The sequence below is a fragment of the Halobaculum saliterrae genome (assembly GCF_009831625.1).
GTDB classification, from domain to species: Archaea; Halobacteriota; Halobacteria; order Halobacteriales; family Haloferacaceae; genus Halobaculum; species Halobaculum saliterrae.
The window spans coordinates 288,822-308,536 of the sequence record NZ_WUUS01000002.1; the positions used below are offsets into that span (position 1 = coordinate 288,822).

The following is a 19,715-nucleotide window of genomic DNA, read 5'->3' on the forward strand; positions in this document are numbered from 1 at the left end:
GCTCCCCACGTCGCGACCGGATCACCCGCGGATGGGCGGTCGCTTCAGGGGGACCGACCTCGCGATCGATTCGGTCCCGTCCCGGAGCAGGACGGCGTCGACGGAGACGGGCATCGAGTCGGTCGGGAGGCCCCATGCGCCGGTCACCTCGCCCGTCCCGCCGGCCGGGATCGATCCCGTCGTTGAGACGCTCTCGAGGGACCGCCCGTCGCGGAGCGTGACGCCAGCGAGGCGGAGTTCGACGGGTCCGTCGGTCGTGTTCTCGACGGCCACGCGGAGCACGTAGGTCCGCGAGTCGGCCGACTCGCCTCTGACCTCCGAGACCTCGACCGTCTCGACCGGCGGGGCCTCCGGGAGGAGTTCGTCGCCGATGCCGACGCCGTCGTCCCGGGAACTCGTCGTCGATGCCGCGGAACCGTCCTCGCTCGACTCCTCCCCGCCGCCGGGGATCAACGTGTTCCCGAGAAGTCCGCCGAACGTGAGCACCTCGACGACGACGGGGACCGCGAACGCGAGCACGGCTATCCACCGTATCAGGCGGCGGCGGTCGATGTCCTCGTCAGGGTCCGCCGAGTCCGTCCCGGCGGGGTCACCCGGGGGGCGTGAGTCGTCGGCGACGGCGGACCCGCCCGGCGCGGTCGGATCGTCCGTGTCCGTGTCTGGGTTGTCGTCGGTCATCGAATCGAGAGTTCGCGCGAACGTCGAGTGCGTCGGATCGCCGAGGCGCTACGCCGGCACCGGGGGGCTCCCCGGACTGAGCACGCCGTCGGCGACCATATCGAACAGCGGGAGGCCGTACGCGAGCGCCACGAGCAGGACGGCGACGAGGACCCACAGCTTCAGGTTGTCGAGCACCCGCGGCGAGTCCGTCGCCCCCGACATGGGGTCGGGAATGAACCCGTTCACCCGGATCTGACTGTTCGGCTTGCCCATCGTCCACGTCGCCAGCATGACCGCGAGGAACATCGCGGCTCCAATGAACAGCAGCGTGCCGCCGATGGCGATCTGGATGCGCATCTCTCCCACGCTGCCCGCGACCGCCTGGAAGCTGAACTGGTCGTACTGCGGCTCGGCGGTCCGCCGGGGGATACCCGCCAGGCCGGCACGGTGCATCGCGTTCGACATCAACACCATCCCGACGAACCACACGTACGGCTGGAGCGAGGCGACGCCGTACAGCTGGAGCCGCTTTCCGGTCACCTGCGGTACCAGCCAGTAGGACACCGCCATCAGGGTGAGCGCGAACGCGGTCCCGACTGTGAGGTGGAAGTGTCCGGGCACCCACAGCGTGTTGTGGATGAGGTAGTTGATGTTCATCCCGGCGTTGATCATGCCCGAGAAGCCGCCGGCGGCGAACATGATGCCCGAGAGGGCGATCCCCGCGAACGCCGGCTTCTCCCACGGCAGCGCCTTCAACCAGCCGAGGTAGCCGGATCCGCCACGCTGGCGGGCGCCGTACTCCATGCTGGCCACGACGGTGAACAGCGTCAACAGCGACGGCAACAGCAGGAAGAACGTGTTCGTCATCGCGACGAACTTGTACCCCGAGGCGATCCCGGGGTCGGTGTACTGGTGGTGGAACCCGACCGGCGTCGAGAGGATGAGGAACAGCACGAACACCACGCGCGCGAGCGGGTCGCTGAACAGGCGACCGCCGGACAGCTTCGGCAGGACGGTGTACCAGATGAGGTACGCAGGCAGCAGCCAGAAGTACACGACCGGATGCCCGAAGTACCAGAACAGCGTCCGCGTGAGCAGCGGGTCGACCTGCTGGATGAGCCCCAGCGACCACGGGATGAGGAAGACGACGACCTCCACGGCCACCCCGAGCGTCGAGATGTACCACATCAGCATCGTCGTCAGCACCATGAACGACTGCAGCGGGATGCGCGCGTCCGGGTGCGCCGACCGCCACTCGCGGTACTGCAGGAAGTAGCTCGCGCCGGCGAGCCACGAGCCGACGATGAGCAGCGCCGCGCCGACGTAGAACAACGGATGGGCCTTCAGGGGCGGGTAGAACGTGAACAACACGTCCGCGCTCGCCGGGATCGAATCGAACAGTCCGGCGAGGATGGTGCCGGCGGCGAGCAGCGTGCCGAGCGTCATCGTTCCGAGCCACGCCGCTGTCAGCGTGGAACTTTGCGGTGAAACCCCGAGGCTTCGCGTGTTCGCCCACTGGAACAGCCCGGCGATCCCGAACGTCGTGAACACCAACGCGAGCAGGACCCCGTGCCCCGTCAGGAGCGTGTAGTAGTCGGACGAGGGAATGAACCGGAACACGCCGGTCCGGTGGAGCGCCTGTATCAACCCGAACAGGGCGCCGACGCCGAACGCGGCGAACGAGATGCCGAGACAGATACGGACGATCCGCGCGGCGTCGGGGTACCGATCGACGAACGCGCGACGGTGCCGGGTGCCGTCCTCGGTCTCGACGTACTCGTCCTCACTGTACGCGTCCGTGTCGTCCGGGTGTCCTGTCGCCATCAGTTGTCACCTCCCGCGGTCGTGTCGAACTGCGACTGCGGAACGACGTGCAACTGCCCCGCCATCGTGTGGTGGCCGCTCCCGCAGTACTCGTGACAGACGATGCCGTACTCCCCGGTCTCCTCGAACGTCACGTCGAACTGGGCGATCTGACCGGGGATCACCATCGTGTTGACGTTCGTGCCCGCCAGGTTGAATCCGTGCGTCACGTCCGCGGTGGTGACGTGGAAGGTGACTTCCTCCCCTCTGGGTACCTCGATCGGTTGTGCGGTCCCGGGGTTGAACAGGTACTGTCGGGCGACGATGTACACGTCAACGCCCTCGCCGTCGCTCGACTCGTACACGCCGGGCGAACGGAAGTTATCCGTCTCCTCGAAGTCGCCGTCGGAGACCGTCGCGGCGTTGATCGTTCCGCCGTCGTCGCCGACCATCGCGACCCCGGGGCCGATCGCGCCGTAGACGATCGTCCCGATGAACGCGACGATCAGGACGAGCGATGCGCCGAACCAGAGTTTCTCGAATCGATGAACGTGCATGACTTACCCAGTGATGGTCGGGCCGCCGATGTACTCGACGAAGTACATGAAGATCCACAGCGCCGAGATCAACACGAAGTATCCCACGACGAGGGCAGCCGTCCCGACCGGGTCGTACTCCTCGTCGTGTTCGACTTCCGATACTTCCTCGACCGCCTCGACCGGCGCGTCGCGGACGTAGGCCTCCTCCGCGCTCGCGTGGTCCCGATATGCGATCAACGCCTCGTTGCCGAGTACGCCGGCGACGGCCATCGCGATGGTGCCGCCGAACAGGAGCGCGAACCATCCGTTGAAATCGCCCGGAATGAGCGACGTTCCGCCGGACTCCTCGTCCGACCCATCGTCGCCCCCGTCGCCGCCGCCACCGCTTCCGCCGCCACTGACGTCACCGACGACGATGGCACCCTTCATGCCGAGCGCGCGGTGCGGCTGGCAGAAGTACTTCGAGACGCCCTCCTCCTCGAAGGTGTGGCTGAACGTGTGGCCGGCCTCGGCGACCAACTCCGACTCGTAGCTGTACGGGTCGTTCTCGGCGATCACGTTGTGTGAGCCGCCCTGACCGTTCCATTCCCACGTGACAGTCGTGCCCGGGTCCACGCGGAGGGACGCCGGACCGAAGCCGTACGGCCCGTCGCCGTTCTCGACGCCGACCTCCACGGTTACCTCGGACTGCCCCCGTTCGTCGACGGTGCTCGAGTAGTTGGGGACGTCGTCGAACCAGCCGTCGAAGTCGGGTTCGGACACCGATCCTCCGCCGCCGCCACCGCCTCCGCCGCTCCCGCCGACGACGATGGCACCCTTCATGCCGAGCGCGCGGTGCGGCTGGCAGAAGTACTTCGAGACGCCCTCCTCCTCGAAGGTGTGACTGAACGTGTGACCGGCCTCGGCGACCAACTCGGACTCGTAGCTGTACGGGTCGTTCTCGGCGATCACGTTGTGTGAGCCGCCCTCGCCGTTCCACTCCCACACGACCGTCGTTCCCGGATCGACACGGACGGCAGCCGGGCCGAAGCCGTACGGGTCGCCGCCGTTGTCGACGCCGACCTCCACGGTGACCTCCGACTCGCCCGTCCGGTCGACGACGCCGTCGTAGTTGGGGACGTCGTCGAACCAGCCGTCGAAGCCGGCTCCCGACTGGGCCGCCGCGGGTGCCGCGCTACCGAGCAGCGCCCCGCTGGCAGCCGCGGCGCCCGCGGCCAACACCCGCCGGCGAGTTGGACCGGTAAAACTGTCTCGCTGCTGTACCATAAGGGGCCGGTTACCCCAAACACAATTAATAAATCTAACTCCTTCCCAGCCAGTGAGAATCGGGTAGCCCGAATATATTTCCGGTAGCACATCGGGGCGTACGGATATGACTCCACGAACGCTCGTCGCGGTCTCGTTGGGCGCGCTCGTCCCCGTGTGGGCGTACGCGATGCTCGTGCACGGCGGGCTGTACGTCGCGCTCGCGTCGTCCGTCTGCGTCCTCCTCGTGGCATGGACACTGTACACGGTATTCGGTCCGCACGAGGGCGCAGCCGAGCACGTGAACGCCGAGCCCCGGTGAGGCGGTGAGATGACCGCTGCGCTCGGTGGGGCGGTCGAACTCGGCGCGTTCTTTCTCGTCGGCTTGCTGGGCGGCGCACACTGTCTGGGGATGTGTGGACCGCTCGTCACCTCGTACGCGGGGCACGCCGGCGGCGGGTCCGGACGAGTGACGTTGCACGACGTTCGCCAACAGGGGTTGCTCACCTTCGGCCGCGTCGGGACGTACGCGCTCGTGGGGGCCGCGCTCGGTGCGCTCGGCGGCGCCGCGATCGCCGGCGGGAGCCTGTTCGCGGGTGCCGACCTGGTCCGCGGGGTCGCCGGCGTCGTCGCCGGCCTCGCCGTCATCGTCGTCGGGGTGGGCTACGTCCGCGGCCGACCGCTGGACCCCGGCCGGATCCCGATTCCGGGGGTCTCGACCGCCTTCGCACGGATAGCCCGGGTAGCCGGGGATCGGGCCCGGGAGTGGGCTGACGGCCCGAGGATCGCGATCCTCGGGTCGATGCACGCGCTGCTCCCCTGTCCGCTACTGTACCCGGCGTATCTCTACGCGTTCGCGCGGGGGTCGCCGACGGCGGGCGCGCTGGCGCTCGGCGCGCTCGGCGTCGGCACCGCCCCCGCGATGGTGGGGTACGCGACCGTCCTCGGCGCCGTTCCGGCGTCGGTTCGCGGACGCGTCCACCGCGTGCTCGGCGGCGCGTTCCTGCTGCTCGGGCTGATCCCCCTGCTGCACGGACTCGGACTGCTCGGCGTGCCCGTCCCGATGATCACCCTCCCGCAGTACGCGGAGGTGCCGTCGCCATGAGCGACGCGGGCGAGAGCACCGGCGAGACCGGCGGCGACGGGATCGAGACCCGCACCGGTGACAGCGACGGATGCACGCTGTGCGGGCTGTCGACCCCGAACCCGCCAGTGACCGACGCCGCCGTCGAGGGCGCCTTCTGCTGTCGGGGCTGTCTCGAGGTCGCACGAACCCTCGACGACCCGGCCGCCGTCGACGCGGACGACGCCCGGGAGGCGGTTCGCACGTCGGTCGGGGGCGTGCCCCGCGACGACGCCGGTCCCGCGAACTCGGCCGTTCCCGACGGCGCTGAGACCGCGTATCTCCGGGTCGACGGCATGCACTGCGCGAGCTGTGAGGCGTTCATCGAGGGGCGAGCCGGCGGCGTCGACGGCGTCGCCGCCGCGGACGCGAACTTCCCGGCGGACGCGATGCGGGTCCGGTACGATCCCGATCGGACCGACCCCGAGTCCGTCGCCGACGCGGTCGCGGGCGTCGGCTACACGGCGGCACCCACGACCGACGGGGGAGACGGCGACGACGACGAGACGATCGGGCGGCTCCTCGTCGGCGGGTTCTTCGGGATGATGGCGATGCTGTGGTACGTCCTCTTCCTGTACCCGACGTACTTCGGACTGCCGGCGGAGGCGCTCCTGTTCGATCTCCGGGGTGACGCCGGGAGCTTCCTCCTCGCGAACGTCTGGGTGTCGGTGACCGTCGTGCTCGGATACACCGGCGCGCCGCTGCTGCGTGGCGCATACGTCGCGGTTCGAACCCGGCGGCCGAACATGGACCTCCTCGTCGCCCTCGCGGCGACGACCGCCTACCTCTACAGCACGCTGGGGATCCTGCTCGGGCGCGTCGAGGTGTACTTCGACGTGACCGTCGTCGTGATCATGGCGGTCACCGTGGGGACGTACTACGAGGAGCGCGTCAAGCGCCGGGCGGTGGGCGAGTTGACCGATCTCACGCGAGATCGCGTCGCCGAAGCGCGGCGCGCCACCGCCGAGGGCGCCGAAACCGTGCCGGTCGAGGCCGTCGAGGGCGGCGATCGAGTGATCGTCCGCTCGGGCGAGCGCGTCCCAGTCGACGGGACGGTTCGCGAGGGGACCGCAGCCGTCGACGAATCGCTCGTCACCGGCGAGTCGCTGCCCGTCCGCAGAGGGCCCGGCACGACCGTCCGGGGCGGAACCGTCGTCTCCGACGGTCGCCTCGTCGTCGAGGCGGCCAGTGGCGCCGAGCGTACCCTCGACCGTGTCGTCTCGCTGTTGTGGGATGTCCGGGGCGAGGGCGCACCCCAGCGGCTGGCCGACGCGCTGGCGACGGTCTTCGTTCCGGTCGTCCTCGTCCTCGGGACGCTCGCGTTCGTCGTCCACCTCGCGCTCGGGGCGGCGCCGGCGGAGGCGCTGCTCACCGGCCTCGCCGTGCTCGTCGTCTCGTGTCCGTGCGCGTTGGGACTGGCGACGCCGCTGGCGATCGCCGCCGGGACGCGGTCGCTGCTCGCGGACGGCGTCGTGTTGACGGACGGGAGCGCCGTCGAGACGGCCGACGACGTGGACGTGGTCGCGCTCGACAAGACGGGGACACTGACGACCGGCGAGATGGCGCTCCGGGAGGCGGTGGCCGCGGACGGAACGGACCGACGCGAGCTCCTCGGCCGCGCCGCGGCCGTCGAGGCGCGTTCGGACCATCCCGTCGCCGCCGCGGTCGTCGATGCGGCGGCCGAGTCGGCGGACGCCGTTGGTCCGGACGGCGAGCGCGCGTTCGGCCCCGGTTCGACCGTGACGGGCTTCAAGACCCATCCCGGTCGCGGCGTCTCCGGTCGCGTCGACGGCGGGTCTCGCGTCACCGTCGGCGGCGAGTCACTCTTCGACGAGGACGACGTCCACGTGCCGACCGAACTGCGCGAGCGATACGACGCCGCGGAGGCCGACGGTCACCTCGCCGCCTTCGTCGGCTGGGACGACGCCGTCCGCGGCGTGCTCGTCGCGGTCGACGAGCCGCGTCCGGGCTGGCGCGAGGCGGTCGCGGCGCTCGGCGAGGATCGACGTGTCGCCGTCCTCACGGGCGACGAGGGGCCGGCCGCCGACCACCTCCGCGACGTCGGCGGCGTCGACGAGGTGTACGCCGGACTCCCCCCGGAGGCGAAGACCGAGACCGTCCGTCGACTCCGCGAGTCGGGGACGGTCGCGATGGTCGGCGACGGCAGCAACGACGCGCCCGCGCTCGCGGCCGCGGACCTCGGCATCGCGGTCGCTTCCGGAACGGAGTTGGCGGCCGACGCGGCCGACGCGGTGCTCGTGGGTCGTGACCTCCGGTCGGTCGACCGAGCACTCGAGACCCTCGCGGCGACGCGACGGCGGGTCCGCGAGAACCTCGTGTGGGCGTTCCTCTACAACGCCATCGCGGTCCCCGCCGCGGTGCTGGGGGTTGTGACGCCGCTGTTGGCGGCCGTGGCCATGGCCGCCTCCAGCCTCCTCGTCGTCGGCAACTCCGCGCGTTCGCTCGGCCCGGACCCGGACACCGACGACGAGGAGATCGAGGGGAGCGGGACCGAAAACGGGGAGACGTCGCCGTCGCTGACGCCGGATCCGAACTCCGACGGCGAGCGCGACGGGCGCCGGCCGACCGTCGCCGACGGCGGGTCCGACGGATCACCCGGTGCTATGGGGGAGGCCGAGGAGGACGAGCCGTCATGAATCGCCTCGTCACGCGGCTTTCGGTCGACTCGCCGACCAGGTACGTCGGAACCGCGGTACTCGCGCTCGGAGTGCAGTCCGGGCTCGCGCTCGCGTACCTCGCAGTGACGGACGCCGGGCTCGCGTCGCCGCGGACGCTCGCGATCCCGTTCGTCTGGATCACCGTCGCGGCCGTCGGAGTTCGCCACGCCGACCGCCCCGAGTCCGGTCGCGCCGTCCTCGCGCTTGCCGGAGTCGTCGGCGCCGGCTACGCTCTCGTCCTCGGGTGGTTGACGGGCGCGGTCGGGCTCTCGTCGGGCGCTGTCACCGGGTTCGACGTGGTGCTACTCCCGCCGTGGTGGGGGCCGATGGTCCGCTACGACGGTCCGCTCGTCTCGCTGTTCCTGTTCCCCTACCGGGTCGTCGGCTACGCGACGTTGGCGTATCTCGTTTCGGTGGCCGTGCGTGACGTCGCAGAGTACGGGCCTTCCGCGGGCGTCGGGGGCCTGATCGCGATCGGGTCCTGCGCCGGTTGCGCGCTCCCCGTCGTCGCCGCCGTGGGGAGCGCCCTCGGGGGCGCGGGGTTCGGCCTCGGGACGGCGTCGGCCGCCGCCGGCGGCACCTACCTCCTCGCCACGGTCGCGTACGTCCTCTCGGTCGCGGTCCTGACCGTCCGGCCGACGATCCGTCGGACCTGACTCCGGGCGACCTGTCGCGGATCGGCGGGGAGGATCGCCGACGCGCGGCGGTGGCTATTTGCCGATCGGCTTCGTTGACACGTTTCGATCCTCGATGGACGGAATCGACGGCGGCGTGGCGATAGTCACCGGCGGAGCGGCGGGAATCGGACGGGCGACCGCGCGGCGGTTCGCCGCGGAGGGCGCGAGCGTGGTCGTCGCCGACATCGACGCGGACGGTCTCACGGGGACCGTCGACCTGATCGACGCCGACGGCGGCGAGGCCGTCGCGGTCGAGACCGACGTGAGCGACGCCGACGACGTGGCGGCGCTCGTGGAGGAGACGGTCGATACCTACGGGGTCCCCGACTTCGCGTTCAACAACGCGGGGGTCGAGGGGAGCAGCGAGCGCTTGACCGACCAGTCGCTCGACGACTGGAAGCGGGTGATCGAGGTGAACCAGACCGGCGTCTGGAACTGCCTGACCGAGGAGCTCGCCGTGATGGCCGACAACGGCGGCGGCGCCATCGTCAACACCTCGTCGATCGCGGGCCTCAGCGCCGCCGGCGGCGCACCGTACGTCGCGAGCAAGCACGGCATCGTCGGGCTCACCCGGATCGCCGCCGCGGAGTACGGGCCCGTCGGCGTCCGGGTGAACGCGGTCTGCCCGGGCGTCATCGACACGGACATGATCGACCGCGCGAGCGAGGGGAGGGGCGGGCAGAACATCGACCGAGTCGTGCAGGCGAAGCCCCTCCGCCGGATGGGCGAACCGGAGGAGGTCGCCGCGGCCGCCGTCTGGCTGTGCTCGGACGACTCCTCGTTCGTCACCGGGCACCCGCTCGTCGTCGACGGCGGGTACATGGCCTGACTGTGGCCGAAGTGGAATCGAGGTCGGGGCCGGGGCCGACGTGGCGACGTGAGGCGTTCGGGTACCCGTTCGACTCACCGCCGAAGCGGGACGGTCTCCCCGGTCTCCGCCGACTCGTAGATCGCCTCCAGCGCCCGGGAGTCGACCAGGGCGTGTCGACCGTCGGGGTGGAACGGCGTGTCCGTCAGCAGGTGGTGCCCGAAGTAGGCGAACTCCTCCTCCAGTTGATGGGCCGGATCGACCTCGACGTCCATCCGTACCCCGCCGCGTTCGACCGCCAGCTCGCGCTCCTCGCGCTCGTAGAACGCGGGATCGAGGATCGCCCGCCCCTCTGTCCCGGTGATCTCCAGCCTGCTCGCGTGGGCGGCGTTCTGGCTGACTGAACACGTCGCGGCGACGCCGTCGGGGAACTCCAGCCGGAAGTCCGCGTGTTCGTCGACGCCCTCGAACGCCTCGTGCTCCGTACGGGTGTGACCGGAGACGGCGACCGGATCGGCGTCGAGCACGAACCGCGTCGTGTTGAGCGGGTAGATACCGATGTCCATCAACGCGCACCCGCCCGAGAGGTCGGGGTCGAGGCGCCACTGGTCGGGGTCCCCGGTCAGCTCGCCCAGCATCGTCTGCGACATCGTCGCATGCACGTGGACGGGGTCGCCGATGAACCCCGCATCGACGAGGTCCTTCAGACGGCGGGCGACGGGGTCCGACTGCATCCGATAGCCGACCATCAGCGGGACGCCGGCGTCCTCGCAACGCTCGACGAGGCGCTCGGAGCGCTCGGCCGTCGCCTCCATCGGCTTCTCACACAGCACCGCCTTCCCCTGCTCGGCCGCGGCCGTCACGTACTCCAGATGCGTGGCGTTGGGCGTCGCGACGTACACCGCGTCGTACTCGTCCGCCACGTCGCCCGCGCGGAACGCCTCCGGCGTGACACCGGTCAGGTCGTGTTCGGACGCGACGGCGTCGACGGCGTCGGCGTCGACGTCGGTGACGACGGTCGCCTCCGTGAACGCCGAGCGTTCGATCCCGGGAAGCGCCCAGTCCCTCGTGAACCAGCCGGCGCCGACGAGCGCCAGTCGAACCGGGTCCTCGACGGAGTCGGGATCGAGCGTCTGCCAGTCGCGTCGGGTGAAGTCGTCTACGTACTCGCCGAGTCGCGTGTCCATCGTGTCGACGGGTCGCCACGGCGGTCAATAACTCCGCCGGAGCCGGCGACGGGAGCGGCGTCGTTCTGTCCGCGGTGCCGTTCGGTGGCGGTCAGTCCGCGGTCCGCATGCGGCCGTCGGTCAGCGCGGAGACCTCGGCGCGGATCGCGCGGCGCTTCAGCAGGACGAACCCCGCGAGAATGAGCACGAACCCGCCGGCGGTCGCGACCGTCGGCACCTCGGCGAGGAACGCCCACCCCGCCAGGGCCGCGAACACCGGCGCGACGTAGCTCACGAGGTTGATCTCGATGGGTCCGAGCCGCTCCAGCAGTTCGAAGTAGACGAGGAAGCCGGCCGCGCTGGCGGCGAGCGAGAGGTACGCGAGCGCGGCGATCGCCTCCCCGGTGAGGACGACCCTCCCGACCGACTCGCCCAGCGCCAGCGAGATCCCGTGCATGATGACGGCGCCGCCGAGCATTGCCCACGCCTCCATGGTCGCGATCGGGAGGTCGGAGTCGACGCGGCGCGAGAGGACGCTGCCGAGCGCGAACGCGGCCGCGGCGCCGAAGATCAGTAGCTTGGCGACCGTGCTGCCGGCGAGCAGGTTGCCCGGGTCGAGTTCGGAGAGCACCGCGACGCCGACGAGCCCGAGGACCATCCCGACGACTCCAAGCGCCGTCAGGCGTTCGCTCGGGAGGAACGCCCGTGCGAACCCGGTGGTGAGCACCGGACTCAGGCTCACGACGACCGCGGCGGCCGCGCTCGTCACGGTCGGGTCCGTCTGCCCGACGAACAACAGCGCGTGGTACGCCGCGATGAGGAGCACCGCGCCGATGGCGACGTCTGTCCACTGTGCCCGCCCGCGGGGCACGAGACTGTCCGTCGCGTACGCGGCGTACGCCAGCATCACGACGCCCGCGATGTCGTACCGGATCGCCGCGAACAGCACCGGCGGAAAGAACTCCAGGCCGGCCTTGATCGCCATGAACGCCGACCCCCACACCGCCGCGAGGAGGACGAACAGGCCGAACGTTCGATACCGAGTCACACCTGTCGTCCGCCGCCGGCGAGGCTGAAGGTTTCGACTCGGATCCGTCCCGTCTCCATGACTTATCCCGACGGGAACGCCACGGTTACACATGACACAGCGCCGCTTCGCCGTTCCGGACGCGCCCGATCCCGACCACGAACTGTCCGCGGACGACGCCGTCCACTACCGCTGGGACGCCTCGATCGAGCCCGCGCTCACCGTCGAGCCGGGGAGCGTCGTTCGCTTCGACTGTCGCGACGCGTACGACGGCCAGCTCGACCCGCCCGCGACCGTCGAGAAGCTGCTCGCCGTCGACACCGAGGGCCACGCGCTCACGGGGCCGGTCGCCGTCGATGGCGCCGAGCCGGGCGACACCCTCGCGGTCGACCTACTAGCGTTCGAGCACCGTGGCCGTGGCGTCACCGCGGTCCCGCCGGGCGAGCGGGAGGGCGGCCTGCTGCCCGAGGAGTTCCGCGACCCGTACGTCCGTGAGTGGGACCTGGACGCGCGGCGAGACGGGACGCCGGTCGCGACGTTCGCCGCCGACGACGCCCCGGACGTGTCGGTGCCGCTGGCCCCGTTCCCCGGCAACCTCGGCGTCGCCCCCGGCGACGACGGCCCCCACTCGACCATGCCGCCCCGTCGCGTCGGCGGCAACATGGACGTGAAGCACCTGACGGCCGGCTCGCGGCTCTACCTCCCCGTCGAGGCGGCGGGCGCGCTGTTCTCGATCGGCGACTGCCACGCCGCGCAGGGCGACGGCGAGGTGTGCCTCACGGGCATCGAGGCCCCGATGACCGTGACCGCCCGGTTCGATCTCGTCGACGACTACCCCGTCGACGGGCCGCAACTCGAGACGGACGGGCCGTTCACCCCCAGTGGGCACGACGAGCGGATGTACGCGACGACGGGCATCGCGCCGGACCTCATGGACGCGACGAAGTCGGCGGTCAGTCACATGATCACGCACCTCCACGAGCGCCGGGGGTTCTCCCGGCCGGACGCGTACGTGCTGTGCTCGGCCGCGGTCGACCTGAAGATCAACGAGGTCGTCGACGCGCCGAACTGGACCGTCTCGGCGTACCTCCCCGAGTCGGTACTGGCGTCCGCCGACGAGGGGGTGGCGGAGCGATCGTGAGCGGTCGTCGGTCCTCGCTTCAGCGGTACAGCCCCCCGTACGGTCGAGGGGGCGTAGCCTCGGATACGACGCCCGTGGCCGCCGCCGAGGTCGGGTCACGTCCGGCGGTGAGCCGACGGGCCCGACCCGCCGACCCGTTTTTCACCTTCGGTGACATCTCTAGCGGTATGGGTGCTCCCGACACGGTGACGATGGCGGACGACGAGCGCGACGTGTTCCTCGGAACCGGCGGGGTCGGGGTCATGTCGCTGGCCTCCGAGAGCGGTGCCGACGAACCGCCCCACAGCGTTCCCGTCTCGTACGGCTACGACGGGCGCGAGGAGACGTTCTACTTCCGGCTGGCCGTCGGCGCGGACAGCGGGAAGCCGCCCCTGACCGACCGTGCGGTCACGTTCGTCACCTACGACACCGTCGACGGCATGTGGCACAGCGTCGTCGCGTCCGGTCGACTGGAATCCACCACCGACGCCGACATCTCGACGGAGTCGTTGGCGGGACTCGATCGGGTGGGGATCCCGCTCGTCGACGCGTTCGGCCGGCCCACCGCGGACGTGCAGTTCGAGTTCTACCGGCTCGTTCCCGACAGCCTCACCGGGCGGAAGGAGTCGAGCCCCGAGCTGTGAGCGGCTCGGTCGACCGGGCGCGACGGCCGCGACGGCGCCGTCGCTCCGGCGGAATCTCGGCCCGTTGCGGTCACCGCGTCCGTCACGGGACTCGGCGGCGCAGGGTCGGCGTCTCCGTGACCGTCGCTCTCGGGACACTCACGTCCGTGACGCCGCCGGTGTTCTAGCTCGACTCGCCCCTGCCGCGCGAGAGGAGGAGACCCGTCGCCAGCAGCAGCGATCCGCCGCCGACGGACCACCCGACCCAAAGCAGCGCGGTTCTGATCGTCGACGGCGACAGGGCCGCGACGGGGACGAACAGTCGAACGTCCACGACGACGACGAGGAGCGCGCCGACGACGTCGAACACGAGATCGAGGGCCGTGTCGCGCCGGCCGTAGTGGACCAACACCGGTTCGATGTCGAGCCGATCAGCCACGTCCCTCGCGAGGAGCTCGCCGATCTCCCAGAGCACGCCGATCGCGAACACGAGGCCGAGGGTCGCGCCGACGATTCCACCGGTCCGAAGTCCGAGCCCGCTGGACGAGCGGGAGACGACGAGCAGTCCCCCGTACACCAACGAGGCGACCAGCGCGGCCGAGACAGTGTGTGTGAGGTGGTCCCACCACCGGACGGTATCATACCAGCCGAGCATCCCGACGAGGTGGAGGAATCCCGCCAGTGCGAGCCACAGCGACAGTTCCGAGGCGGCGGACATCGCCTCCCCGACCGCCGACGGCGCGGCCGCGGCCAGCCCGGCGGGAAGCAGCGCGACCGCCAGCGCGAACGCGGCGTTGACCGCGGCGGCCGCGTCCGACCGTCGGAGCGCGACCACCCCCCCGACGACGATTCCAGCCCGCAGGAGCATGGCGGCGATATGAGCCGCGTCGTGCATGGCTATCTCCCGTCGCGCGTGGCGCGACCGGTCTCCGAGTCGGCGGCTGCATCGGCCCGTAGCGAGGTTCGATAGCGCGCGGGAAGCGACGTGACGACTGGCGTCGGGAGCGCGGGCACGATCACCTCGACGACGCTCGGGAGGACGCGCCGGACGACCGTGTAGGCGGCCGCGATCGCGAGCGCGCCCGCGACGACGATCCGCAACTCGCCGCCGGCGACGCCCCACAGCCCGGCGGCCAGCGTCGTCGACAGCAGGAGGTCCTCGGGGGCGCCGTCGTAGCGGATCCAACGGCGCGGGGCGATCCAGCGGCCGTTGAAGTGATCGTAGACCGCACGGTCGGCGGTCGCCTCCCACGGGCGGAGTTCGAGTCCCCCGCCGAACACGTCGGCGACGCAGTGGGCGGCCGCGCCGATGAGGAGGGCGGCGAGCGCGACGCTCGCGGTCGTGCCGACGACGAGCGCGGCCGGGACGGCGACGACCGCCGCCGTGGAGTAGTACACCGGGAAGTGGAGGGTCCGGCGGTGCCCCACGTAGAGGTCCATGTCGGGGAGGACGCCGCCCAACAGACCCGCAGCGAGCACGAGGGGGGCCGCCTCGGGCGCGAGCGCCGCCAGCGGAACCGCGAGGGCGGCCCCGGCGAGCGCGTGGGTGGGGAGCATCATATGCCCGAGCGCACGAGCCCCACGCGTTTGAACGTACCGTGAGAGTACCCGACACGTCGGCCGCTCCCGCGTCCGGGCGACCAGTTCTCTCGCGTCGGGTCCGTTCGGGTAGTGTATCCGGCAACCGATCCCAGCGGGGCGGCGACAGTGAGCGGCGACCACGGTCTCTCTGTTAGTGTACCGGATCAGTCCGGCACCATCGACACGCGAGAGCCGTGACAACCACCGACCGATGACGACGTCCGCTCCGTCGAGCCACGTGGGGCACCGAAACCGCTGTGAGACGAGCGTCGTCCGCGTCGACGAACAACGCGAGATAGCCTACGCGGAGTACGGCCGACCGGACGGAACTCCGCTCGTCTTCCTCCACGGGACCCCGGGGTCCCGCCGCCTGGGGGCACTGCTCGATCACGCCGCTCGAACCCACGACGTGCGCGTGCTCGCGCCCGAGCGACCGGGGTACGGCCGTTCGTCGCCGTGGCCGGAGCGATCCGTCGCCGACGCCGCCGCGTTCGTCACGCCGGTGCTCGACGACGCCGGCGTCGACGCCGCGAGGCTCGCCGGGTTCTCCGGTGGCGGCCCGTACGCGCTCTCGACGGCGGCAACGCGCCCGGACCGGGTCGACCGTGTGGACGTGATCGCCGGGGCGACGCCGCCCAGAGTCGGCGGAGACGCTCCCGCGGTCCAGCGGCTGTTGGGCACGTTGGCGACACGGGCACCGCGCGTGCTCGGGGGACTCCTTCGTGGACAGGCGTGGTGTGCGGAGCGGCTGGACCCCTCGTTCGTCGTCGGGCAGTACACCGCGTCGAACGCGACCGAACCGGTACCGGACCGTGTCGCCGAAACCGTGCAGGCGGACTTCGTCGAGGCGTTCGCACAGGGTCGATCCGGTGCAGTCACCGAGTTCCGAACCACGTCGACGGACTGGGGTGTGGACCTCACCGCGATCGAGACGGACGTGGACCTGTGGTACGGGACGGCCGACACGAACGTGCCGTTCGCTCACGCTCGCGGGCTCGAACGGGCGATCCCGACGGCCGAGCTACACGCGCTCGACGGTGCGGATCACCTCCGGACGCTCGTCCGGAGCGTTCCCGCTGTCGTGGCGGCGGACCGATGATCGCGTTCAGCCGTTCGATCCGCCGCCAGGCGACGGATCCGCCCGAGTGGAACGCTTGATATGTCGGCCCGCCGACCGCGGTCCGTAGGGAACATGAAACGGATCCGGTTCTCGATCGCCTACCCCGATCGGCTCGTCCACCCGCTCCACCGTCGGATCATCGATGGGGCGGGGATCACGCGGGCCGAGTTGCTGCTGTGGAGTCCGACCGCCGACGCGACCACCCTGGTCTGGTGTGACGGTGGTCGGGACGCGACGGCGACGGCCGTCGAGGGGATCGACTCCCTCCTCGGCTCACACCTCGTCGACGGCGCCGACGGCACGTACGCCTTCCTCCGGCAGGACGAGTACGAGTTCGCGGCGGCGCTGTTGGAGACGATCGCGGACGCCCGGGTGCTGTTCCAGCCGCCGGTCGTGTTCCTCGACACGGGTCGCGTTCGGTTCGAGGCCGTCGGGGACGGATCGGCCCTCAGCGCGTTTCACGATCGGCTCGCAGAACTCGGGGAGTTGACGATCGAGCGCGTCCACGAGTTCGAACGGGCGGATCCTCCGGCACGGCTCACCGACCGACAGCGAGCGGCGCTCGACGCCGCCGTCTCGGCGGGGTACTACGAGGTCCCGCGGGAGGGAACGATCGCCGACATCGCGGCCGTGCTCGACTGTTCGACCAGCACCGCGGGCGAACTCGTTCGAAAGGCCGAGGCGTCGGTGATCCGCGGGTACGTCGAGACGGCCGACGCCCGGTAAGCGGCGACACGGAGCGGAACAGGTCCACTCTCCCGAGTTGTGAGTACCATGAGTTATATTATCATTCGAATATATTATTCACTCGGCTACGCATGACAGCGAACGACGAGCGTATTCCGACGACGCACATCGGTAGTCTCCCTCGGCCGCCCGAACTCCTCGACCTGCTCACTGCCCGCCAGAACGGCGAGTCAGTCGACGCCGACGAGTGGGACGGGACCGTCGCGGACGCCACGCGCGACGTGGTCGAGCGACAGGCGGAGGTCGGTATCGACGCGGCCAACAACGGGGAGCAGTCCCGCGTCTCGTTCAACTGGTACGTCGCCGACCGCCTCAGCGGCATCGAGGGGACGGAGGAGCAGGAGCTCTGGGCCGACCTCCAGGAGTTCCCCGACTACGCCGAGGAGACGTTCAGGACGGACGTCATCGACCTCTCGATGCACCCCGTCGTCACCGGGCCGGTCGAGTACACCGGACGCGAGGAGGCCGAGGCCGAGATCGCGGGGTTCCGCGAGGCGATCGAGGCCGTCGACGCCGACTTCGACGACACGTTCATGACGGCGGCGTCGCCGAGCGTCGTCACCGCCACGCACGTCAACGAACACTACGACTCCTACGACGAGTACCTCTTCGCCGTCGCCGACGCGATGGCCGAGGAGTACGAACTCGTCGCCGACGCGGGGCTGACGCTGCAGATCGACGCGCCCGAACTGCTCACGATCGGCCACACCGCGGCGTACGCCGACGCCCCGTTGGAGGAGATCACGGAGGCGACCAGTCTGCACGTCCAGGCCCTCAACGAGGCGCTGTCGAACGTTCCGGCCGAGCAGGTTCGCCTGCACACCTGCTGGGGGAGCTACGAGGGGCCCCACCACCTCGACACGGACCTGGTCGACATGCTCCCGGAGGTCTACGAGGCGGACATCACCGGACTCAGCGTCGAGCAGGCGAACCCCCGTCACCAACACGAGTACCGGGCGTTCGCCGAGCAGCCGGTGCCCGACGGCTGGACGCTGATCCCGGGCGTCGTCGACGTGAAGACGAACGTCATCGACCACCCCGAGACGATCGCCGACCGGTTGGAGCGCGTCGCCGACGCGGTCGACGACTCGACGCCGCTTGCGGCCGCACCCGACTGCGGATTCGGCACGCAGGCCGGGCTCGGAATGGTCGATCCCGAGATCGCGTGGGCGAAGCTGGAGGCGCTCGACGAGGGCGCCGCCATCGCGAACGAGCGGCTCTCCTGAGGCGTCGACCCTCGGGTGGAACCACGGACGTGCGCCCAACGGAACCGTCGGCGATAGCTGTAAGTCGGTTCCCGGTCGACTGCTCGTGTGACAGATCCTGTCGTAATCGTCGGCGGCGACGCCGCGGGGCTGAGCGCGGCGAGCAAGCTCTCCCGCGAGGATCCCGAGCGCGAGGTGATCGTGTTCGAGCGCGGCAGGTGGGTCTCGTACGCCCACTGCGGCGAGCCGTACTTCGTCAAGGGGGAGGTGGACACGCTCGACGATCTGCTGTCGCTGTCGCCCGCGGAGATCGACGAGCGGGGGATCGACCTCCGGCGCGAACACGAGGTCGTCGGCGTCGACACCGACGCCGGGACGGTCGCCGTCGAGGGCGCCGACGGCTCGTTCGAACAGCCGTACGGGGACCTCGTCGTCGCGACCGGCGCGCGCGCTCGCACCGGCCCGATCCCGGGAAGCGAGCTGACCGGCGCGTTCACGATCCACGGGCTCGACTCGGCGGCGGCCGTGCGCGCGCTGTTGACGCCGCCGGCGGGGTTCTCCGTCGACGACCTCGGGGGGGAGGGCTACGTCGACCGCGAGATGGTCGCCCGCTACGGCGCGATGGAGCCGCCGGAGACCGCCGCGATCGTCGGCGGGGGGTACGTCGGCGTCGAGATGGCGGAGGCGCTGGACGCGTGGGACGTCGACGTGCACCTGTTCCAGCGCTCCGAGCTGCCGATCCCGACGTTCGGCGAGGCGGTCGGGGAGACGGTCGCCGACCACCTCCGCGAGCGGGGGGTCGATCTCCACCTCGGCGCCGAGGTCGACGAACTGATCGGCGAGGACGGGAGTGTCGCCGGCGTCCGGTGTGGAGACGGGTCGACCCTCAAGGCGGAACTGGCGGTCGTCGGCGTCGGCGTCGCGCCGAACGTCGAGATCGTCGAGGACACGCCCGTGGAACTGGGGGATTCGGGCGCCATCGCCGTCGACGAGTACGGCGAGACCGCCGTCGAGGGCGTGTACGCGGCCGGCGACTGCGCGGAGGACCGCCACGTCGTCACCGACGAGCCGGCGTGGATCCCCCTGGGACTGACAGCGAACCGCGCCGGCCGGGCGATCGGACAGACGCTGGCCGGGACGCCGACCGAGACCGGCGGCATCGCCGGAACGGCGGTCGTGAAGGCGTTCGACGAGGAGTGTGGGCGGGCCGGGATCGTCGACGGGGAGGAGGCACGCGAGGCCGGCTTCGACCCGGTCTCGCGGACGGTCACCGCGGGATCGCGCTCCGGCTACTACCCGGGCAACGAGGAGACGACGGTGACGCTCGTCGCCGACCGCGAGAGCGGGCGGCTCATCGGCGGATCGATCGTCGGTAAGGACCGCGCGGCGGTCCGCATCGACACGGTCGCGACCGCGCTGGAGGGCGGGCTCACCGTTGCGGAGGTCGAGGGACTGGACCTCGCGTACGCCCCGCCGTTCAGTCCCGTCTGGGACCCGGTCCTCGTCGCGGCGAAGGTGCTCGGCGGCGCCCTGGAGCGATAGCCTCGCTCACTCGCCGTCGCCGTCCTGTCCCGCCGATCGGTCCGCCTCGTG

19 protein-coding genes are annotated in these 19,715 nt (G+C 70.8%); 11 read left to right on the plus strand and 8 right to left on the minus strand.

Translation table 11 applies throughout. The features are described from left to right. Positions 1–21: 21 nt before the first annotated feature. The 4 genes from GRX01_RS04280 to GRX01_RS04295 are packed head-to-tail and all read right to left on the minus strand — an operon-like array spanning position 22 to position 4,223. Positions 22–678 carry a hypothetical protein gene (locus GRX01_RS04280; RefSeq protein WP_159663758.1) on the minus strand — a complete coding sequence of 219 codons (657 nt, stop codon included), beginning with the start codon at positions 676–678 and terminating at the stop codon, positions 22–24. Positions 679–726: 48 nt separating this feature from the next. Further along, complete coding sequence (locus GRX01_RS04285) at positions 727–2,484, minus strand: b(o/a)3-type cytochrome-c oxidase subunit 1 (protein WP_159663760.1); 1,758 nt, start codon at positions 2,482–2,484, stop codon at positions 727–729. Continuing rightward, positions 2,484–3,020 carry a cytochrome c oxidase subunit II gene (locus tag GRX01_RS04290; RefSeq protein ID WP_159663762.1) on the minus strand — a complete coding sequence of 179 codons (537 nt, stop codon included), beginning with the start codon at positions 3,018–3,020 and terminating at the stop codon, positions 2,484–2,486. Before GRX01_RS04290 ends, GRX01_RS04285 begins: the two co-directional genes overlap by 1 nt. Before the next feature lie 3 nt (positions 3,021–3,023). Then, the gene (locus GRX01_RS04295; RefSeq protein ID WP_394351369.1) at positions 3,024–4,223 is read right to left on the minus strand and encodes a halocyanin domain-containing protein; all 1,200 of its coding nucleotides are present in this window, start codon (positions 4,221–4,223) and stop codon (positions 3,024–3,026) included. A gap of 151 nt (positions 4,224–4,374) precedes the next feature. Between GRX01_RS04295 and GRX01_RS04300 the strand changes: the two genes are divergently transcribed. The 5 genes from GRX01_RS04300 to GRX01_RS04315 all read left to right on the plus strand — a co-directional run bounded on the left by GRX01_RS04300 (position 4,375) and on the right by GRX01_RS04315 (position 9,554). Further along, positions 4,375–4,569, plus strand: coding sequence for a hypothetical protein (locus GRX01_RS04300; RefSeq protein ID WP_159663764.1), 195 nt, complete (start codon positions 4,375–4,377; stop codon positions 4,567–4,569). Between the two features lie 9 nt (positions 4,570–4,578). Further along, complete coding sequence (locus GRX01_RS18755; RefSeq protein ID WP_201289503.1) at positions 4,579–5,352, plus strand: sulfite exporter TauE/SafE family protein; 774 nt, start codon at positions 4,579–4,581, stop codon at positions 5,350–5,352. After that, positions 5,349–8,027 (plus strand): heavy metal translocating P-type ATPase, encoded by a 2,679-nt coding sequence (locus tag GRX01_RS04305; protein ID WP_201289504.1) that lies wholly within the window; start codon positions 5,349–5,351, stop codon positions 8,025–8,027. The genes GRX01_RS18755 and GRX01_RS04305 overlap by 4 nt, the downstream gene beginning before the upstream one ends. Beyond that, a complete protein-coding gene (locus tag GRX01_RS04310; protein ID WP_159663766.1) occupies positions 8,024–8,704 on the plus strand; it encodes a DUF7546 family protein in 681 nt (226 codons plus the stop codon). The genes GRX01_RS04305 and GRX01_RS04310 overlap by 4 nt, the downstream gene beginning before the upstream one ends. A 94-nt stretch (positions 8,705–8,798) precedes the next feature. Next, complete coding sequence (locus GRX01_RS04315; protein WP_159663768.1) at positions 8,799–9,554, plus strand: glucose 1-dehydrogenase; 756 nt, start codon at positions 8,799–8,801, stop codon at positions 9,552–9,554. Between the two features lie 74 nt (positions 9,555–9,628). Here the strand turns inward: GRX01_RS04315 and gfo6 are convergent, their stop codons facing one another. Further along, complete coding sequence (gfo6, locus tag GRX01_RS04320) at positions 9,629–10,720, minus strand: D-xylose 1-dehydrogenase Gfo6 (protein ID WP_159663770.1); 1,092 nt, start codon at positions 10,718–10,720, stop codon at positions 9,629–9,631. A gap of 91 nt (positions 10,721–10,811) precedes the next feature. Then, positions 10,812–11,747: a DMT family transporter gene (locus GRX01_RS04325; RefSeq protein ID WP_321167901.1), complete on the minus strand. Its 936-nt coding sequence runs from the start codon at positions 11,745–11,747 to the stop codon at positions 10,812–10,814. 91 nt (positions 11,748–11,838) lie between these two features. Here GRX01_RS04325 and GRX01_RS04330 point away from each other — a divergent pair, with 91 nt between their 5' ends. Both GRX01_RS04330 and GRX01_RS04335 read left to right on the plus strand, forming a co-directional pair. Beyond that, positions 11,839–12,867 (plus strand): acetamidase/formamidase family protein, encoded by a 1,029-nt coding sequence (locus GRX01_RS04330; RefSeq protein ID WP_159663774.1) that lies wholly within the window; start codon positions 11,839–11,841, stop codon positions 12,865–12,867. Positions 12,868–13,034: 167 nt separating this feature from the next. Next, entirely contained in the window at positions 13,035–13,490 is a 456-nt protein-coding gene (locus GRX01_RS04335) for a pyridoxamine 5'-phosphate oxidase family protein (RefSeq protein ID WP_159663776.1), read from the plus strand. Positions 13,491–13,653: 163 nt separating this feature from the next. On the opposite strand, the gene GRX01_RS04340 is transcribed toward GRX01_RS04335, so the two are convergent. Beyond that, a complete protein-coding gene (locus tag GRX01_RS04340) occupies positions 13,654–14,364 on the minus strand; it encodes a hypothetical protein (RefSeq protein WP_159663778.1) in 711 nt (236 codons plus the stop codon). A gap of 2 nt (positions 14,365–14,366) precedes the next feature. Then, entirely contained in the window at positions 14,367–15,029 is a 663-nt protein-coding gene (locus GRX01_RS04345; RefSeq protein WP_394351366.1) for a metal-dependent hydrolase, read from the minus strand. Between the two features lie 259 nt (positions 15,030–15,288). On the opposite strand from GRX01_RS04345, the gene GRX01_RS04350 reads away from it, so the two are divergent. From GRX01_RS04350 to GRX01_RS04365, 4 genes are all read left to right on the plus strand, one after another. Beyond that, entirely contained in the window at positions 15,289–16,149 is an 861-nt protein-coding gene (locus GRX01_RS04350; protein ID WP_321167902.1) for an alpha/beta fold hydrolase, read from the plus strand. 93 nt (positions 16,150–16,242) lie between these two features. Continuing rightward, positions 16,243–16,896 carry a helix-turn-helix domain-containing protein gene (locus GRX01_RS04355; protein ID WP_159663782.1) on the plus strand — a complete coding sequence of 218 codons (654 nt, stop codon included), beginning with the start codon at positions 16,243–16,245 and terminating at the stop codon, positions 16,894–16,896. A gap of 92 nt (positions 16,897–16,988) precedes the next feature. Next, a complete protein-coding gene (locus tag GRX01_RS04360; protein ID WP_159663784.1) occupies positions 16,989–18,143 on the plus strand; it encodes a cobalamin-independent methionine synthase II family protein in 1,155 nt (384 codons plus the stop codon). A gap of 87 nt (positions 18,144–18,230) precedes the next feature. Then, positions 18,231–19,664 (plus strand): FAD-dependent oxidoreductase, encoded by a 1,434-nt coding sequence (locus tag GRX01_RS04365; RefSeq protein WP_321167903.1) that lies wholly within the window; start codon positions 18,231–18,233, stop codon positions 19,662–19,664. Positions 19,665–19,715: the final 51 nt, after the last annotated feature.

Bases quoted from the DNA above. Each gene is read 5' to 3' on its own strand.
- GRX01_RS04280 (WP_159663758.1), bottom strand. From the start codon at position 678: ATGACCGACGACAACCCAGACACGGACACGGACGATCCGACCGCGCCG.
- GRX01_RS04285 (WP_159663760.1), bottom strand. From the start codon at position 2,484: ATGGCGACAGGACACCCGGACGACACGGACGCGTACAGTGAGGACGAG.
- GRX01_RS04290 (WP_159663762.1), bottom strand. From the start codon at position 3,020: ATGCACGTTCATCGATTCGAGAAACTCTGGTTCGGCGCATCGCTCGTC.
- GRX01_RS04300 (WP_159663764.1), top strand. From the start codon at position 4,375: ATGACTCCACGAACGCTCGTCGCGGTCTCGTTGGGCGCGCTCGTCCCC.
- GRX01_RS18755 (WP_201289503.1), top strand. From the start codon at position 4,579: ATGACCGCTGCGCTCGGTGGGGCGGTCGAACTCGGCGCGTTCTTTCTC.
- GRX01_RS04305 (WP_201289504.1), top strand. From the start codon at position 5,349: ATGAGCGACGCGGGCGAGAGCACCGGCGAGACCGGCGGCGACGGGATC.
- GRX01_RS04310 (WP_159663766.1), top strand. From the start codon at position 8,024: ATGAATCGCCTCGTCACGCGGCTTTCGGTCGACTCGCCGACCAGGTAC.
- GRX01_RS04315 (WP_159663768.1), top strand. From the start codon at position 8,799: ATGGACGGAATCGACGGCGGCGTGGCGATAGTCACCGGCGGAGCGGCG.
- gfo6 (WP_159663770.1), bottom strand. From the start codon at position 10,720: ATGGACACGCGACTCGGCGAGTACGTAGACGACTTCACCCGACGCGAC.
- GRX01_RS04330 (WP_159663774.1), top strand. From the start codon at position 11,839: ATGACACAGCGCCGCTTCGCCGTTCCGGACGCGCCCGATCCCGACCAC.
- GRX01_RS04335 (WP_159663776.1), top strand. From the start codon at position 13,035: ATGGGTGCTCCCGACACGGTGACGATGGCGGACGACGAGCGCGACGTG.
- GRX01_RS04340 (WP_159663778.1), bottom strand. From the start codon at position 14,364: ATGCACGACGCGGCTCATATCGCCGCCATGCTCCTGCGGGCTGGAATC.
- GRX01_RS04345 (WP_394351366.1), bottom strand. From the start codon at position 15,029: ATGATGCTCCCCACCCACGCGCTCGCCGGGGCCGCCCTCGCGGTTCCG.
- GRX01_RS04355 (WP_159663782.1), top strand. From the start codon at position 16,243: ATGAAACGGATCCGGTTCTCGATCGCCTACCCCGATCGGCTCGTCCAC.
- GRX01_RS04360 (WP_159663784.1), top strand. From the start codon at position 16,989: ATGACAGCGAACGACGAGCGTATTCCGACGACGCACATCGGTAGTCTC.